This window comes from Streptomyces sp. CA-210063, assembly GCF_024612015.1.
Taxonomy (GTDB): domain Bacteria; phylum Actinomycetota; class Actinomycetes; order Streptomycetales; family Streptomycetaceae; genus Streptomyces.
In genome coordinates this window covers 6,211,946-6,226,814 of record NZ_CP102512.1, presented here as the reverse complement: position 1 = coordinate 6,226,814, position 14,869 = coordinate 6,211,946, and the positions used below count along the sequence as shown (strand labels likewise).

Here is a 14,869-nt window from a genome sequence, read left to right as displayed (position 1 = left end):
CCGGACATGATGTCCGACCGAGGGGCTACGGTATGCACCCACAAGGTGACATGCAGCAACGCCGGGAGAAACCTTGAGCGTTCCGTACGAGACGGCAGCGTACGAGCCACCCGAGTCGCCCGAGTCTCCTGAGGAGCACCTCGCGCGACTCCTCGGCCGCGCCCTGAACTCCTTCGAGCTGCCCGACGAGACCATACGGCAGCTCGACTGCGCTCTCGCGCACGACAGCTCGCTGCACTCCGCGCACTACAGTTCGGGGCTGCACCGGGCGACGTATCGGCACACGTGGCTGCTCGCCGACGGCTCCGCCGTCACCCTGTGGGAGCTGGTGCACAACACGGTGCCCGGCAGTGACACCCAGCACGAGGTGTACACGGACGACGAGGAGCTGCGGGCCGCCACCGCGCGGCTGCCGCTGCCGCCGGACGCCCCCGACTTCGAGTTGCCCACGATGGTGGAGCTGGCGGCGTTCCCGGAGCCGCGCCACGAGTATGTGCCGGACGACTCGGCGGACCACGCCCGGCGGCTGTTGCGGCGCGCGGAGAACCCGGACCCTCCCGGGGACGAGCTGGCCACGCTGCTGCTGCGGACCGCGTTCGCGCACGAGATCACCCAGGCCTTCGGCCGCCCGCGCCGCCCCGCTCGGCGGGGTCGGCCCGGGTTGAGTTTCTCGCTCTACGAGCACGCGTTCCTGCTCACCGACGGGCAGGAGATCTCTCTCTGGGAGGTCGAGCACACGGCCACGCCGGACGGACGCCATATGTGCGAGGTGTACTCGACGGAGGACGCGGCCCGGGACGCGATGGAGCGGCGGGCGGGGATGCTCGGCTGATCCGCGGGGATGCTCGGCTGATCCGGCTGGGGTCTCGGGCGACCTCGGCGGATCGTCTACCGGCGGTCGTCGCTGAACTGGCGGGCCAGGAAGGCGAAGGCGTCCTGTTCCGCCGGGGTCAGTTCCACGTGCTCCACGTGCGGACCCTTGCGGCGCTGGTGGGGCAGGGCGCGCAGGCGCTGCCCACGATTGCGGGCCAGTTCGGCGAAGCGGCCGCGGTGGACCTCGCGGTCCCGGCGCAGAACGCGGACGAGCACGGCGACCCAGATGACCGCCGCGAGGGCGAGGGCGCTCACGCCCACCAGCTGGAGGACCGACACGTGCTCAGGCATGCCCTCCAGTAGACACCACCGGATGGGACTTTGAGCCCGGACCGTGACGTATCTCGCAGGTACGGCGTACAAGTCACAGGGGTTGTAAAGGCGCCCAAAGGGGCGCGTGAGGCTCACTTGGACATGCGAACGGCCGCAGTCCTCTCTGGCGAGGGCTGCGGCCGTCGTACGGTCACGGGTTCAGGCCGTGACCGGCGTTTCCCACGGGTGGTGCTCAGTCGCTCAGGCCGCGACCGGCTCCTTGGTCTCCGTCTTGGCGGTGGCGGGGGCGGATTCGGGTGCCGTGCCCGGCTGGGTCTTGCGCATGCCCTTCAGGACGATGACCAGGCCGGCCGTGATCGCCGTGCCGACGGCGATGGCCAGCAGGTAGAGGAAGGGCTGGCCGATCAGCGGGGTGACCCAGATGCCGCCGTGCGGGGCGCGCAGGGTGGAGCCGAAGGCCATGGCGAGCGCACCGGTGACCGCGCCGCCCGCCATGGAGGCGGGGATCACGCGCAGCGGGTCGGCGGCGGCGAAGGGGATCGCGCCCTCGGAGATGAAGGAGGCGCCGAGGACCCAGGCCGCCTTGCCGTTCTCGCGTTCGGCGCTGGTGAACAGCTTCTTGCGGATCGTGGTGGCGAGGGCCATGCCGAGCGGCGGGACCATGCCGGCCGCCATGACCGCCGCCATGATCTTCATCGCGGAGTCGCTGGGGTCCTGTACGGCGATACCGGCGGTGGCGAAGGCGTACGCGACCTTGTTGACCGGGCCGCCGAGGTCGAAGCACATCATCAGGCCGAGGAGGACGCCGAGGAGGATCGCGTTGGAGCCGGAGAGGCCGCTCAGCCAGTCGGTCATGCCCTTCTGTGCTTCGGCGATGGGCTTGCCGATCACCACCAGCATCAGGAAGCCGACGATCAGCGAGGAGATCAGCGGGATCACGACCACCGGCATGATGCCGCGCAGCACCGGCGGGATCTTGATCCGCTGGATTCCGAGGACGACCGCGCCGGCGATCAGACCGGCGGCCAGACCGCCGAGGAAACCGGCGTTGATGTTGAAGGCGATCATGCCTCCGACGAAGCCCGGCACGAGACCTGGACGGTCCGCCATGCCGTACGCGATGTAACCGGCGAGGACCGGGATCAGGAAGCCGAAGGCGACTTGACCGATCTGGAGCAGCAGGGCCGCCCAACTGTCGACCTGGAGCCAGTCGAAGTGTTCGGTGACCGGCTTGGCCTCGGTGATCTCCCAGCCGCCGATGGCGAAGCCGAGGGCGATGAGCAGACCGCCCGCCGCGACGAAGGGGACCATGTAACTCACGCCGGACATCAGCCACTTGCGCAGCTTGGTGCCGTAGCCCTCGCCGGGCTCGCCCGCGCGGTCGACGGGGGTGCCGGGGCGGGCGGCGGCCGTGACCTCGCCGCGCTCGGCCTTGGCGCGGACGTCGGTGATCAGTTCGGCGGGGCGGCTGATGCCCGCCTTCACGCCGACGTCGACGGTGGGCTTTCCAGCGAACCGGTCCTTCTCCCGTACGGGCACGTCGTGGGCGAAGATCACGCCGTCGGCGGCGGCGATGACGGCCGGGTCGAGGCGGGTGAAGCCGGCGGAGCCCTGCGTCTCGACGACGATCTCGACGTCACCGGCGTCGCGGCCCGCGTTCTCCAGCGACTCGGCGGCCATGTAGGTGTGCGCGATGCCGGTGGGGCAGGAGGTGACGGCGACGATACGGAAGGGGCGGGCCTCGGCGGCGGGTGCCGTCGGGGCGGGGGCCGCGGCGGCGGGCTTGTCCGTGCTGCCCGCGGCGGCACCGGTGGAGGCCGTTCCGACCGGTGCCGCCGCGGAGTCTTCGGTGCTCTCGGGGCTTTCGGGGCTCCCTGTGGGCTGTGCGTCCTCGTCGCCCCGGATGAGTGCGGCGGCGCGGGCCGCGTCGTCCACGGCGCGGAGCGCGTCGGTGAACTCGGTGTTCATCAGCTGGCGGGCGAGGGAGGACAGGATCGTGAGGTGGGCGTCGTCGGCGCCCGCCGGGGCGGCGATCAGGAAGATCAGGTCGGCGGGACCGTCCGGCGCGCCGAAGTCGATGCCGGCCGCGCTGCGGCCGAAGGCGAGGGTCGGCTCGGTGACGTGCTCGCTGCGGCAGTGCGGGATGCCGATGCCGCCGTCGAGGCCGGTCGGCATCTGCGCCTCACGGGCGGCCACGTCGGCGAGGAAGCCGTCCAGGTCGGTGACCCGGCCCTTCGTCACCATGCGCTCGGCGAGGGCACGCGCCGCCGCTTCCTTCGTATCGGCGGACAGGTCGAGGTCGACCAGGTCCGCGGTGATCATCTCGCTCATCGCGGGCTCCTTCGCACGCGTATCGCCCGGGGGGTGTGGTGGGCGGGGGTGGGGACGGAAGTGTGGGGGGCGCGGGCCGCTGGGGCCGACGGGGTGCGGTGCTGCGGAAGGGTGGTGACTAACTCGTGGTCACCGCCGCTCGGGGCCGCCCGGAGCGGGCGTATCGGGCTCATGACACCGGCTCCGTGAGCATCCGGTCCGCCGGTACCTCCGCTGTCACCGTCACCGCGGCCGGGTCCAGGTGGGCCGGGGTCGGCATGACGCTGCCGGGGAGTTGTACGGCGGCGGCGCCGTGGGCGACGGCTGAGGCGAGGGCTTCGGGGCCGTTGCCGCCGGCGATCAGGAAGCCGGCGAGGGAGGAGTCGCCGGCGCCGACGTTGCTGCGGACGACGTCGACGCGGGCGCTGCCGAACCAGGCGCCCGAGGCGTCGACGAGGAGTTGCCCGTCGGCGCCGAGGCTGGCCAGGACCGCGCCGGCGCCCATCTCGCGGAGTTCCTCCGCGGCCTTGACGGCGTCGCCGACGGTGGCGAGCGGGCGGCCCACGGCCTCCGCGAGTTCCTCGGCGTTCGGCTTGACGACGTCGGGGCGTTCGCGGAGCGCGGCCAGCAGGGCGGGGCCGGAGGTGTCGAGCGCGATGCGGGTGCCGGCCGCGTGGGCGCGGGCGACGAGTGCGGCGTACCAGGACGGGGCGAGGCCGCGCGGGAGGCTGCCGCAGCAGGCGATCCAGGAGGCGTCGGCGGACTGGGCGCGGACGGTCTCCAGGAGGAGTTCCTCCTCGGCGGCCGACAGCTCCGGGCCGGGCGCGTTGATCTTCGTCAGGACGCCGTCGGCCTCGGCGAGGGCGATGTTGGAGCGGGTCGCCCCGGCCACCGTCACCCGGGCGACCTCGATGCCCTGCGCGTCGAGCAGGTCGGCGACCAGTGCGCCCGGTGCGCCGCCCAGCGGTAGTACGGCCACGGTGCGGCGCCCGGCGGCGGCGACCGCGCGGGAGACGTTGACGCCCTTGCCGCCCGGGTCCATGCGTTCGCCGGTGGCCCGGATGACCTCGCCGCGGTCGAGGGAGGGGACCTCGTACGTGCGGTCGAGCGACGGGTTGGGGGTGACGGTGAGGATCATGAGCGGTCTTTCCGGCCGTTGGTGCGGTCCGTGGCGGAGCCGCTGAGGGGCTCGGTGCCCGGGACGCGCAGCACTTCGGTGCCCTTGCGTTCGATGGCGAGGGCGTCTTCGGGGCTCAGTCCGGTGTCGGTGATCAGCAGGTCCACATCGCTGAGGTCGCCGAAGCGGGCGAAGTGCTCCTGGCCGTGCTTGGTGGAGTCGGCGAGCAGTACGACGCGCCGGGCGGCGGCCACCGCCGCCCGCTTCACCGCGGCTTCGGCGAGGTCGGGGGTGGTCAGGCCGTGCTCGACGGAGAAGCCGTTGGCCGCCACGAAGAGGACGTCGGCGCGGATCTCGCCGTAGGCCCGCAGTGCCCAGGCGTCCACGGCGGCGCGCGTGCGGTGGCGGACTCGGCCGCCGACGAGGTGGAGCTGGATGCCGGGGTGGTCGGCGAGGCGGGCCGCGATCGGGAGGCTGTGCGTGACCGCGGTGAGCGCGGCCTCCAGCGGGATGGCGGCGGCGAGGCGTGCGACGGTCGTGCCGGCGTCGAGGACGATCGTGCCGTCGCTCGGCAGTTCGGCGAGGGCGGCCTGCGCGATACGGTCCTTCTCGTCGGCCGCGGTGCCCTCGCGTTCGGCGAGGTCGGGCTCGAAGTCCAGTCGGCCGGCGGGGATGGCGCCGCCGTGCACCCGCTGGACGAGGCCGGCGCGGTCGAGGGCCTTCAAATCGCGTCGGATCGTCTCCGCCGTGACCTGGAACTCCTCGGCCAGCGACACGACGTCCACCCGGCCGCCGTCACGGGCGAGCCGAAGGATCTCCTGCTGCCGCTCCGGTGCGTACATGTCCGTTCACCTCCGACCGATGCCCGATTCTGTGGTTTCGATCGGGAGGCTACGCCCGGATTTCCGAAAAGTAAACAGTTTCGGGCGCGACTCGGACATGATCGGGCTTACGGCGGGAGCGGGGCCCGGTACCTGAGGTGCCGGGCCCCGCTCTCGTCGCCGCCGGTCACGGCACCAACTGCCCCTCCCGCTCGGCCTCGTCCACCGATTCCACGGCTTCGGCCGCCTCGTGGTCCGCCTCCGAGGCTCGCCCCGGCAGGGCGAACATCAGGAGGAAGATCGCCAGCAGGACGGCGGCCACCCAGCCGAGCGCGTACTCGAAGGCGTCCACGAAGGCGGGGCCGATCTCGGCGGGGAGGAGGTGGTCCTCCATGACGCCGAAGAAGACGACGGCGACCAGGCCGAGGCCGAGCGCGTTGCCCATCTGCTGGACCGTGCTGATCAGCCCGGACGCGGAACCCGCGTGCTCACGCGGGACCCCGGAGAGGATCGCGTCGGTCAGCGGGGCGACGATGAGCCCCATGCCCGCGCCCATCACGACCAGCGGGAGCGCCATCTGCCAGGGGGTGAGGGCGAGGCCGTACCGTTCGGACTCCGCCAGGTACAGCAGCACGCCGGCCGCCATCAGCAGCGCGCCCGCCTGGAGGACCTTGCGGCCGAAGCGCGGGACGAGCTTCTGGACCGACACCCCGGCCGCGACCGAGACGGCGAGGGAGAAGGGGATGCCGGTGAGGCCGGCCTTCAGGACGCTCCAGCCGAGGCCTGTCTGAAGATAGAGCGTCCAGACGAGGAAGAAGACGCCGAGGGCGATGCCGAAGACGGTCTGTACGGCGATGCCCGCCGCGAAGCTCTTCACCTTGAACAGCGACAGTTCGATCAGCGGGGAGCCGTCCCGCGCGGTCTTGCGCCGCTCGTACGCCACCAGCGCCGCGAACACGACCAGCGAGCCGGCCATGGAGATGTGTCCCCACAGCGGCCAGCCCGTCTCATGGCCCCGGGTGAGCGGGTAGAGCAGCATCAGCAGACCGCCGGTGACCAGGGCGACGCCCACGAGGTCCAGCTTCAGGGCGTGCGGGGCCTTCGACTCGGTGATGAAACGGCGGCCCAGGATCAGGCCCGCGACGCCGACCGGGAGGTTGATCAGGAAGATCGCCCGCCATTCGAGGCCGAACGGGTTCCACTCGATGAGCAGGGCGCCGAGCAGCGGGCCGGAGACCGCGCCGAGGCCCACGATCGCGCCGAACAGCCCGAACACCTTGCCCCGTTCGTGCGCCGGGAAGGTCGCGTGCACGATCGACAGCACCTGCGGCACCATCAGCGCGGCGGTCGCGCCCTGCGCGATCCTCGCCGCCACCAGCATCTCCGGGTTCGCGGCGAGGCCGCACAGCGCGGAGGCGAGGGTGAAGCCGCCCATACCGAGGAGGAAGATCCGCCTGCGGCCGTGGATGTCGCCGAGTCGGCCGCCGGTGACGAGGCCTGCGGCGAAGGCGAGGGCGTAGCCGGCGGTGATCCACTGGATCTGGCTGAACGTGGTGTGTTCGCTTCGCTGGATGGAGGGGATGGCGATGTTGACGATGGTGACGTCGACGAGGTCCATGAAGGCGGCGGTCATGACGATGGCGAGGGCGATCCAGCGTCGGCGGTCGGCTCCGCGGTCGGCTCCGCCAAGGAGGGCTGGGTCCAGCGCCGTTGGGGTGGCTGTCGTGGCGTCACCGCGGGTCGTTTGTGGCTGGTCGCGCAGTTCCCCGCGCCCGTTCGGGGCGCTCGTGGTCGAGGTCATGCTTCGAAACTAGACGCCCATTAGGTCAGATTGCGTCCTACTTCTGCGGCATGCTCGGGTCATGACGACAGGGAAATCGCGGATAGGGAAGGGGCTCTCATGACCACCGACACCCCCGGCCGGCTCCTCCAACTCCTCTCCCTCCTCCAGACACCCCGCGAGTGGCCCGGTGGTGAGCTGGCCGGGCGGCTCGGGGTTTCGCGTCGTACCGTGCGGCGGGACATCGACCGGCTGCGGGAGCTGGGTTATCCGGTGCAGGCGACGATGGGGGCCGACGGCGGATATCGGCTGGTGGCCGGGAAGGCCATGCCCCCGCTCGTGCTGGACGACGAGGAGGCCGTGGCGATCGCGGTGGGGCTGCGGGCCGGGGCCGGGCACGCGGTGGAGGGGGTGGACGAGGCCTCCGTACGGGCGCTCGCCAAGCTCGAACAGGTGCTGCCGTCACGGCTGCGCCACCGGGTCTCCACACTGCAGGCCGCCACCACTCCCCTGACCAGCGGCGACGGGGCGACCGTCACGCCCGAGACGCTGACCGTGATGGCCTCGGCGGTGGCGGGTCAGGAGCGGTTGCGCTTCGCCTACCGTTCCGGGGACGGCACGGACTCGCGCCGCCACTGCGAGCCGTACCGGCTCGTTTCGACCGGCCGCCGCTGGTATCTCGTCGCGTACGACCTCGACCGCGCCGACTGGCGCACCTTCCGGGTCGACCGGGTCGAGGAGCCCTTCGCCACGGGCGCCCGGTTCACGCCGCGCGAGCTGCCGACGGGGAGCGCGGAGGAGTATCTGAAGCAGTCGATGTACCGGCGGCAGGAGACGTACGCGTTCGATGTCACCTTCGCCGCGCCCGTGGAGTTCATCGCGGCCCGGCTGCCCCGCTGGTTCGGTACGCCCGAACCCGTCGACGAGCACAGCTGCCGGCTGCGGGCGTCCGTCGGCGACTCCATGGAGTGGCTCGCGGTACGGCTCGCCATGGTCGACTGCGAGTTCACGGTGCACGAGCCACCGGAACTGGTCGGGTATGTACGGGAGTTGGGGGCACGGCTGACGCGGGCGGCGGGCGGCGCCGAAGAGTGAGGCGGGGGCTGAAGGGGGCCCCCTGACGTGCGCGTATGGCACCGCCGTGCCCGCGGTGGAGTGTGCCGCTGTGACACAATCTGCCCTTCGGGTCACCCCGGGGTTCAGGTCCGGGGTGGCCCTTTGATCTGCCCGGACGCCTTGGGCCGAGCCGGGCCGGGCCGCCCTGACGAAAAGGAGCCGGGCTCCGGCGCCGGGGGGGGAGGCGCCGAAGCCCGGCTCTCGGAGAGTCCCGGCGCTGGGGGGAGAGCGTCGGGACTCGGCCTCGGGTGGCTTCGCATCACTGCGGCTTGCGGTCGGTCGGCTGCGGTTCGCTTCGGCTTCGGTCGGCTCGGCCTTGGTCGGCTCGAGTCGGCTTCTGCCAGCTGCTGTCGGCTCCGGTGACGTACGACGGCGTACGGCGGCACAGGCTTCGCTTCGGTGCGTTGCGGTGCCCCGACTCCCTCGGACTCCGGGTCCCGGGCCTGGCGGCTCCGGGCCCGGTGAAGTCGTGGGCCCGGAAGTCTTGTGCCCCGGGATCGGGGAGTTGAAGCGGCGTAGAACGGCCAAGGTGTGGCGAAGAGTGGCCGACGCAGGGCCGTACGCCGGGCCGGACCCCGCGGCGGCCCCGGGGGGAGGGGCCGTACGGGGTCCTGGTCTGCGCCGGTCTCCGGTCCGGGGAGCCGAGCCTTGGGCCGTGTCGAACCATCAGCCGCCCTCGGACACACCGGCCCTCGGACACACCGGCTCCTTGGACACACCGGCTCCTTGGACACACCGGCCCTTGGACACACCGGCCTCGGGCCGGATCAGGCTGCCGCGTCGAAGCCCGTGTCGCGGGCGAGCTTCTTCAGTTCGAGCAGGGCGTGCTTCTCGATCTGGCGGATGCGCTCGCGGGTGAGTCCATGCTCCTTGCCGACCTCCGTGAGGGTGCGCTCGCGGCCGTCCTCGATGCCGTACCGCATCTTGATGATGGAGGCGGTGCGCTGGTCGAGGCGTCCGATCAGGCTGTCCAGCTCCTCGCTGCGCAGCAGCGTGAGCACGGACTGCTCGGGCGAGACCGCGGAGGTGTCCTCCAGCAGGTCACCGAACTGGGTGTCGCCGTCGTCGTCCACCGACATGTTCAGCGAGACCGGGTCGCGGGCCCAGTCCAGGACGTCGATGACGCGGTCCGGGTTGGAGCCGAGCTCGGTGGCGATCTCCTGGGGCTCGGGGTCGCGCCCGTGTTCACGGTTGAACTCGCGCTGGACGCGGCGGATCCGGCCCAGCTCCTCGACCAGGTGGACGGGCAGCCGGATGGTGCGCGACTGGTCGGCTATCGAACGGGTGATGGCCTGACGGATCCACCAGGTGGCGTACGTGGAGAACTTGAAGCCCTTGCGGTAGTCGAACTTCTCGACCGCGCGGACCAGGCCGGCGTTGCCCTCCTGGATGAGGTCCAGCAGGGGCAGGCCGCTGCGGGGGTAGCGCCGGGCGACGGCCACGACGAGCCGCAGGTTCGACCGTATGAAGATGTCCTTGGCCCGCTCGCTGTCGGCGACGAGGGCCTGAAGCTCCTCGCGGGTGGCGTCCGCCCTGGCCTCCTCCTCGCCGTCGAGGATCTGCTGCGCGAACACACCCGCCTCGATGATCTGGGACAGCTCGACTTCCTTGGCGGCGTCGAGCAGCGGCGTACGCGCTATCTCGTCGAGATACATGCCGACCAGGTCGCGGTCGGCGATCTCGCCGCCAGAGGCGCGAACGCTGCGAGCCGCGTCGGTCCGGCCAGAGGACGAACGACGAGCGGCGACGGCACGGGTTGCCATGCGTGCTCCCTTGCGATGGTGGGCTGGCAGGGTCGTATCTGGTCCTACATAGGTCTTGATGCGGCCGCTCGGACACTCTCCCGAGTGCCCTGCTTCCGAAGGAAACAACGACTGGAATCAGGACAGAATTCCCAACCCATCCCACTATTTTTCTGATCTTGCAGTACCCTGTGCCGCCACGGGAGGTGGCGGGATGTCGGCGGAGTCCGCAGAGGTGCAGGTCAGACCAGGAGTCGAGACCGACCTCAGCGCCCTCACCGACATCTACAACCACTACGTCCGTGAGACGCCCACCACATTCGATACCACCGTCTTCACTCCGGAAGAGCGCCGCCCTTGGCTCCTCTCCCACCTTGAAGACGGCCCGCACCGCCTGATGGTTGCCGTCTCCACGGGCTCACAGCGGATTCTTGGGTACGCCACGAGCAGCGCGTTTCGCGCGAAACCGGCGTACGACACCTCGGTGGAGGTGTCGATATATCTCGCCCCGGACGCGGGCGGCCGGGGCGTCGGCACACTGCTGTACAAGACGCTGTTCGAGGCACTCGCGGGTGAGGATCTGCACCGCGCGTACGCCGGCATCGCCCAGCCGAACGAGGCGTCGGCCCGGCTGCATGAGCGGTTCGGGTTCCGGTACGTGGGGACGTACCGCGAGGTGGGGCGGAAGTTCGGGCGGTACTGGGATGTGGCCTGGTACGAGAAGGAGCTCTGAGCCGGCCGCCCGGCAGCCCTACCCGAACTGCACCGACCGCTTCGCCAGTCCCAGCCAGAATCCGTCGATCACCGACTTCTGGGCGTCCAGTTCGCCGGCGGCCTCGGCCGCGCCCATCGTGACGAAGAGAGGGGCGAAGTGTTCGGTGCGGGGGTGGGCCAGTTGGCCGGCCGGGGACTTGTGGAGGAAGTCGAGGAGGGCGTCCCAGTCGCGGGATTCGAGGGCTCGGTGGCCCCAGTCGTCGAACTCCGTGGACCAGGTGGGGGTGCCGGGCTGGCGGAGGGCGGCGAGGTTGTGGGTGAAGAAGCCGGAGCCGACGATGAGGACGCCTTCGTCGCGGAGGGGGGCCAGCTTGCGGCCGATGCCCATCAGGCGGACCGGGTCCAGCGTCGGCATGGAGATCTGCAGGACGGGGATGTCCGCGTCCGGGTACATCTCCACCAGGGGGACGTACGCGCCGTGGTCGAGGCCTCGGTCCGGGATGTCCTGGACGGGGATGCCGGGGGCCTGGAGGAGCTTGCGGACCGAGGCCGCCAGCTCGGGGGCGCCGGGGGCTCCGTACCGCACCTTGTAGTAGTGCTCCGGGAAGCCCCAGAAGTCGTAGACGAGGGGGACCGGGTCGACCGCACCGAGGGCGAGGGGGGCCTCCTCCCAGTGGGCGGAGACCATGAGGATCGCCTTGGGGCGGGGCAGGGTCGCGGACCAGGCGGCGAGTTCGCCGGGCCAGATCGGGTCGTCGGCGAGCGGTGGGGCCCCGTGACTCAGATAGAGGGCGGGCATGCGCTCGGCGGTGGCGGCGGACATAGGGGTGACTCCCTCAACACACGCGCGACGCACACGGCACACACCTGTACTTCTGAGCTCACACGCCTCGGCGGGGACGGTGGTCGCTTCTTGTCTCCATGGTCTTCCTTCGCGCCTTCCGGCGCTTGAGACTCCCCCCAACTCCCCAGTAGTTGAAGTCTCAATATTTATTATTTCACCTTACATCTCTATAGTTCAAATTTCAAGAAGAAGCCTCGTACAGTGGGGGTATGAAGACCGACTCCGCCGATCAAGAACCCCGCTGGCTCAGCGAAGAGGAGCAGCGCACCTGGCTTGCCTATGTGCACGCCACGACCCTTCTCGAGGACCATCTCGACCGCCAGTTGCAGCGCGACGCGGGCATGCCCCACCTCTACTACCACCTTCTCGTGGTCCTGTCCGCGGAGCCGCAGCGGCGGCTGCGGATGACCGAGCTGGCGATGCGGACGAAGATCACGCGGTCGCGGCTGTCGCACGCCGTGGCCCGGCTGGAGAAGAACGGGTGGGTGCGGCGCGAGAACTGCCCCGTGGACAAGCGGGGGCAGTTCGCGGTGCTGACGGACGAGGGGTTCGAGATGCTGTCGAAGAGTGCGCCGGGGCATGTGACGGCGGTGCGGCAGGCGCTGTTCGACCGGTTGTCGGCGGAACAGCAGAAGTCCCTCGGCGAGATCATGGGGATCATCGCGGAGGGACTTCAGCCGACGGAGGCCGGTGCGGATTTGCCTTGGCTTCGGTAGGGGCGATCTAGCGCGCTGGTGAAACCGTCAGTGAGCGATCACCGGGATCTTCGCCTCGTCCGTCGCGTTCTCGCCGTCTCCCGTCGTCGCCGTCATGTCCGGCTTGCCCGTCGTGACGAGGGTGAAGGCGATGGCGGCGGAGGCGACGAGGATGGCTACGGCGAACCAGATGGCGTTGGTGTAGCCGTTGACCATGCCCTGGAGTTGGACCAGTTGGGCGGCCGACTTCGAGGTGGCCGAGCCGATGTGGTCCTCGATGTAGGACGTGGTCGCGGAGGCGGCGATCGTGTTCAGAAGGGCCGTGCCGATGGCGCCGCCCACCTGCTGGGAGGTGTTGACCATCGCGGAGGCGACGCCCGCGTCACGCGGCTCGACACCGTGGGTCGCCAGCGACATCGCCGGCATGAACGCCGTGCCCATGCCGAGGCCGAGCAGCAGCTGGGCCGGCAGGAGCAGACCCGTGAACGAGGAGTCGATCTCCATCTGGGTGAGCAGGAGCATGCCCAGGCCGGCGACCAGGAAGCCCGGGGCCATCAGCAGGCGCGGCGGGACCCGGGTCATGAGGCGGGTGCCGATCTGGGTGGAGCCGATGATCATGCCCGTGATCATGGGCAGGAAGGCGAAGCCGGTCTTGACCGGGGAGTACCCCTTCACGATCTGCAGGTAGTAGGTCAGGAAGAGGAAGAGGCCGAACATCGCGATGATCGCGAGGCCGAGCGAGAGGTAGACACCACCGCGGTTGCGCTCGGTGATCACGCGCAGCGGCAGCAGCGGGGCCTTGACCTTGGACTCGACCAGCACGAAGGCCGCGAGGAGCGCCACGGAGGCGACGAACAGGGAGACGGTCGTCGAGTCGCCCCAGCCGTCGGACTCGGCCCGCGTGAAGGCGTAGACCAGGGTGACCAGGCCCAGGGTGGACAGGACCACGCCGGGGATGTCGAGCGGGGAGCGGTTGCGGCCGCCCGCCGGCTCACGGATGACGAAGTACGCGCCGACCGCCGCGATCACCGCGAACGGGATGTTGACGAAGAACGTCCAGCGCCAGTCCAGGTACTCGGTCAGGAAGCCGCCGAGGATCAGGCCCACGGCGCCGCCGCCACCGGCGATCGCGCCGTAGATGCCGAACGCCTTGGCGCGCTCCTTGGCGTCGGTGAACATCACGGCGAGGAGGGAGAGCGCGGCGGGCGCGAGCAGCGCGCCGAAGGCGCCCTGGAGCGCGCGGGCGCCCAGCATCATCGCCTCACCGGTGGCCGCGCCGCCCAGCGCGGAGGCGCCGGCGAAGCCGATCAGGCCGGTGACGAAGGTGCGCTTGCGGCCCCACAGGTCGGAGATGCGTCCGCCGAAGAGGAGCAGACCGCCGAAGGCCAGCGCGTACGCGGTGATGACCCACTGGCGGTTGCCGTCCGATATCCCCAGGTCCTGCTGGGCGGACGGGAGGGCGATGTTCACGATGGTCGCGTCGAGCACGACCATCAGCTGGGCGAGGGCGATGAAGACGAGCGCTTTCCAGCGGTTGGAGTGCGAGTCGTCCACCGATTCGGGGACGCTGCGGACTGTTTCAGACATGGGGATACCCACTTCGGGACTTCGTGACGGAAAAATCGGTATCGGGTGGCGGAAAGCCGGTGGCGGAAAGCCGGTGGCGAAAAGCCGGTGGCGAAGAGTCGACGGTGAAAGGTCGACCGTGAAAGGTCGATGGCGAAAAGAGCGTCTAGAAGTGGCGGCTTGTCGTCGTCGACGGCCGTGAGGTCGGTGAGTCGGGTCGAGCCCGGGTCGGATCAGGTCAGGTCAGGGCCGGCACGGCCTCCGCAGGTCCTCCATGGTCACGGCGGTGCCGGGCAGCGTGGAGGGGGCCGGGGCCCGCAGACCGTCCAGGAACAGCTGCAGGTGGCGGTGGACGAAGCGGTCGACGCCCGTGCACTGGGTGCCGGCCGGAGGCCTGCTGAGCTGGCTGACGGCGATCATCAGGTCGCCGACTCCCACGTCGGCGCGGAGCTGACCGGCGTCCCGGGCACGCTTCATGATCCCTTCGACCTGTTCCTCCAGCCGCTCGCGCGCCGCCTCCAGGTCGGGGTGGTGCTTGTCGAACGTGCTCTGGACCATCGGGCAGAGCGCGCTGACCCGCTCGTCGGCGGAGGTGTGCACGAAGCGCGACAGCGCCTCGAACGCGTCCCCGGTCTCGGTCAGCGCGACCTCGGCCGCGAGGGCCGTACGGTCCATGACCGAGCAGATGACCTCGCGGACCAGTGCGTCGCGGTCCGGGAAGTTGCGGTACAGCGTGGCGTTGCCGACGCCGGCCCGGCGGGCGATCTCGTCGAGCGGCACGTCGGGGCCGAACTCCACGAACATCTCCCGGGCGGCGGTGACGATCCGCTCCCGGTTGCGCAGGGCGTCGGCCCGCGGGCGGGCCACCTTGCGACGTACGGCGGTGGCGGTCTCCACGACGTACTCCTCTTCCTGATCCAGTGAAGTGGGGGGATGTCCGGTGACTATCCGGGGATGGAGTCCCCGTTTCGCTCGGACACCTGGCTAAACGGGGAAACGGTCCCCGGTTATTTCCCGC

Annotated in this window: 13 protein-coding genes; 4 read left to right on the top strand and 9 right to left on the bottom strand. The window is 70.6% G+C overall.

Going from position 1 to position 14,869, the window contains the following annotated elements:
- The first annotated feature begins 73 nt into the window (after positions 1-73).
- Positions 74-832: a DUF6227 family protein gene (locus tag JIX56_RS27330; protein WP_257544423.1), complete on the top strand. Its 759-nt coding sequence runs from the start codon at positions 74-76 to the stop codon at positions 830-832.
- Positions 833-888: 56 nt separating this feature from the next.
- On the opposite strand, the gene JIX56_RS27325 is transcribed toward JIX56_RS27330, so the two are convergent.
- The 5 genes from JIX56_RS27325 to JIX56_RS27305 form a co-directional block, all read right to left on the bottom strand.
- Positions 889-1,164, bottom strand: a complete 276-nt coding sequence (locus JIX56_RS27325; RefSeq protein WP_257544421.1) for a hypothetical protein — start codon at positions 1,162-1,164, stop codon at positions 889-891.
- 222 nt (positions 1,165-1,386) lie between these two features.
- The gene (locus JIX56_RS27320; protein ID WP_257544419.1) at positions 1,387-3,477 is read right to left on the bottom strand and encodes a PTS fructose transporter subunit IIABC; all 2,091 of its coding nucleotides are present in this window, start codon (positions 3,475-3,477) and stop codon (positions 1,387-1,389) included.
- 169 nt (positions 3,478-3,646) lie between these two features.
- On the bottom strand, positions 3,647-4,594 hold the full coding sequence (pfkB, locus tag JIX56_RS27315; protein ID WP_257544418.1) for a 1-phosphofructokinase: 948 nt from the start codon (positions 4,592-4,594) through the stop codon (positions 3,647-3,649).
- On the bottom strand, positions 4,591-5,415 hold the full coding sequence (locus JIX56_RS27310) for a DeoR/GlpR family DNA-binding transcription regulator (RefSeq protein WP_257544416.1): 825 nt from the start codon (positions 5,413-5,415) through the stop codon (positions 4,591-4,593). Before JIX56_RS27310 ends, pfkB begins: the two co-directional genes overlap by 4 nt.
- A 166-nt stretch (positions 5,416-5,581) precedes the next feature.
- Positions 5,582-7,195 carry an MFS transporter gene (locus JIX56_RS27305; protein WP_443031888.1) on the bottom strand — a complete coding sequence of 538 codons (1,614 nt, stop codon included), beginning with the start codon at positions 7,193-7,195 and terminating at the stop codon, positions 5,582-5,584.
- Between the two features lie 99 nt (positions 7,196-7,294).
- Here JIX56_RS27305 and JIX56_RS27300 point away from each other — a divergent pair, with 99 nt between their 5' ends.
- The gene (locus JIX56_RS27300) at positions 7,295-8,269 is read left to right on the top strand and encodes a helix-turn-helix transcriptional regulator (RefSeq protein ID WP_257544414.1); all 975 of its coding nucleotides are present in this window, start codon (positions 7,295-7,297) and stop codon (positions 8,267-8,269) included.
- A 788-nt stretch (positions 8,270-9,057) separates the two neighbouring features.
- Here the strand turns inward: JIX56_RS27300 and JIX56_RS27295 are convergent.
- A complete protein-coding gene (locus tag JIX56_RS27295; protein ID WP_257544412.1) occupies positions 9,058-10,053 on the bottom strand; it encodes a sigma-70 family RNA polymerase sigma factor in 996 nt (331 codons plus the stop codon).
- A 193-nt stretch (positions 10,054-10,246) separates the two neighbouring features.
- Here JIX56_RS27295 and JIX56_RS27290 point away from each other — a divergent pair, with 193 nt between their 5' ends.
- A complete protein-coding gene (locus tag JIX56_RS27290; RefSeq protein WP_257544410.1) occupies positions 10,247-10,765 on the top strand; it encodes a GNAT family N-acetyltransferase in 519 nt (172 codons plus the stop codon).
- An 18-nt stretch (positions 10,766-10,783) separates the two neighbouring features.
- On the opposite strand, the gene JIX56_RS27285 is transcribed toward JIX56_RS27290, so the two are convergent.
- Positions 10,784-11,569 (bottom strand): dioxygenase family protein, encoded by a 786-nt coding sequence (locus tag JIX56_RS27285; protein WP_257544408.1) that lies wholly within the window; start codon positions 11,567-11,569, stop codon positions 10,784-10,786.
- Between the two features lie 230 nt (positions 11,570-11,799).
- Here JIX56_RS27285 and JIX56_RS27280 point away from each other — a divergent pair, with 230 nt between their 5' ends.
- The gene (locus JIX56_RS27280) at positions 11,800-12,306 is read left to right on the top strand and encodes a MarR family winged helix-turn-helix transcriptional regulator (RefSeq protein WP_257544407.1); all 507 of its coding nucleotides are present in this window, start codon (positions 11,800-11,802) and stop codon (positions 12,304-12,306) included.
- 27 nt (positions 12,307-12,333) lie between these two features.
- Here JIX56_RS27280 and JIX56_RS27275 read toward each other — a convergent pair whose 3' ends face one another.
- Both JIX56_RS27275 and JIX56_RS27270 read right to left on the bottom strand, forming a co-directional pair.
- Complete coding sequence (locus JIX56_RS27275) at positions 12,334-13,872, bottom strand: MFS transporter (protein WP_257544406.1); 1,539 nt, start codon at positions 13,870-13,872, stop codon at positions 12,334-12,336.
- A 222-nt stretch (positions 13,873-14,094) separates the two neighbouring features.
- Positions 14,095-14,748 (bottom strand): TetR/AcrR family transcriptional regulator, encoded by a 654-nt coding sequence (locus tag JIX56_RS27270; protein ID WP_257544405.1) that lies wholly within the window; start codon positions 14,746-14,748, stop codon positions 14,095-14,097.
- Positions 14,749-14,869 lie beyond the last annotated feature (121 nt).

Coding starts and splice junctions, on each gene's coding strand:
- JIX56_RS27325 (WP_257544421.1), bottom strand. CDS start 1,164: ATGCCTGAGCACGTGTCGGTCCTCCAGCTGGTGGGCGTGAGCGCCCTC.
- JIX56_RS27290 (WP_257544410.1), top strand. CDS start 10,247: ATGTCGGCGGAGTCCGCAGAGGTGCAGGTCAGACCAGGAGTCGAGACC.
- JIX56_RS27320 (WP_257544419.1), bottom strand. CDS start 3,477: ATGAGCGAGATGATCACCGCGGACCTGGTCGACCTCGACCTGTCCGCC.
- JIX56_RS27275 (WP_257544406.1), bottom strand. CDS start 13,872: ATGTCTGAAACAGTCCGCAGCGTCCCCGAATCGGTGGACGACTCGCAC.
- JIX56_RS27305 (WP_443031888.1), bottom strand. CDS start 7,195: ATGACCTCGACCACGAGCGCCCCGAACGGGCGCGGGGAACTGCGCGAC.
- JIX56_RS27310 (WP_257544416.1), bottom strand. CDS start 5,415: ATGTACGCACCGGAGCGGCAGCAGGAGATCCTTCGGCTCGCCCGTGAC.
- JIX56_RS27295 (WP_257544412.1), bottom strand. CDS start 10,053: ATGGCAACCCGTGCCGTCGCCGCTCGTCGTTCGTCCTCTGGCCGGACC.
- JIX56_RS27285 (WP_257544408.1), bottom strand. CDS start 11,569: ATGTCCGCCGCCACCGCCGAGCGCATGCCCGCCCTCTATCTGAGTCAC.
- JIX56_RS27280 (WP_257544407.1), top strand. CDS start 11,800: ATGAAGACCGACTCCGCCGATCAAGAACCCCGCTGGCTCAGCGAAGAG.
- pfkB (WP_257544418.1), bottom strand. CDS start 4,594: ATGATCCTCACCGTCACCCCCAACCCGTCGCTCGACCGCACGTACGAG.
- JIX56_RS27300 (WP_257544414.1), top strand. CDS start 7,295: ATGACCACCGACACCCCCGGCCGGCTCCTCCAACTCCTCTCCCTCCTC.